Consider the following 916-nt stretch of genomic DNA (forward strand, 5'->3'; position numbering starts at 1 on the left):
CCTCCTGCTTGGCCGCGAGGCGTTCGATCCGCTCGCGCTTGAGGCTGGTCTGCTCGACTTGGGCACGGATGGCATCCTGCTGCGCCGCGCGGCCCAGGGCGTAGCGCACCCCGGCAATCTCTTCGACCTGGCGGAGCAGGGCGATGCGGCGATCGAGTATGGCCACGGCTTGATCGGCGTGCCAGTAGCGTGCGTAGGCCGCCTCGGCGTCAGCCAGCAGATCCCGCGCAGTGGTGATGCGGTCGAGCCCGACCGCGACCGCGTCTTGGCTGGCCGCGGTCCGCGCCAGGCCGCGCTTGCCCCAGAGCGGGAAGCGTTGGCGCAGCGCGTAGTCGAGCTCGCGGTCAGCACCGGCGCTTCGCCAGGGCTTGTCCGGATCGAGGCCGCGGAATCCAACGGAGGCCGTCGGGTCGGGCAGGGCACCCGCTGGCTGGATCCGTGCTTCGGCCGCCTGTGCCTCGAAGTCCAGCGCCCGCAGCTCGGGGTTGTGCGCGAGAACCCAGGCGCGGATCGACTCGAGGCTGTGCCCTGGTATGGGTTCGGTTGCGGTGACAGGCAGCGCCAGCGTCCACAATGCGGCGGCGAGCACGAAGGAAAGCAGGTGCCGGAGCGGTGGCCGACGGCGGATCAGCAGGCGAGGGTGCAGGCGTCTAGCCTGAAACCGTTCGAACAGGGATGCCATATCAGTGTCCTTGTGCCGACGCGACGCAGGTCGCTCAGACGAGGGCAGGAGCACATGCCGTGACGCGCACGGCACGAACGCACAGCACTGCGCCGCACGGATGTGCGGGGCAGTCAAACAACGGTGGGATCGGGGGGATGCGCCCACTATCTGCCGAGATGCCCCCCTCGTTGCAATGAGTGTCACAGAGAGCCTTGTCCGCCGACGGAACTTTCGATTCGCAATCGTGGCCGT

At 68.7% G+C, this 916-nt stretch carries 1 protein-coding gene; it reads right to left on the reverse strand.

Annotated features, from left to right (window positions below; all coding sequences use genetic code 11):
• A partial coding sequence (locus tag OC373_RS18700) for a TolC family protein (protein ID WP_261998277.1) occupies nucleotides 1–682 on the reverse strand: 682 nt, incomplete at its 3' end.
• Nucleotides 683–916 lie beyond the last annotated feature (234 nt).

The sequence above is a fragment of the Stenotrophomonas sp. Ste96 genome (assembly GCF_024519495.1).
In the GTDB taxonomy this organism is placed as follows: Bacteria; Pseudomonadota; Gammaproteobacteria; order Xanthomonadales; family Xanthomonadaceae; genus Stenotrophomonas; species Stenotrophomonas bentonitica_A.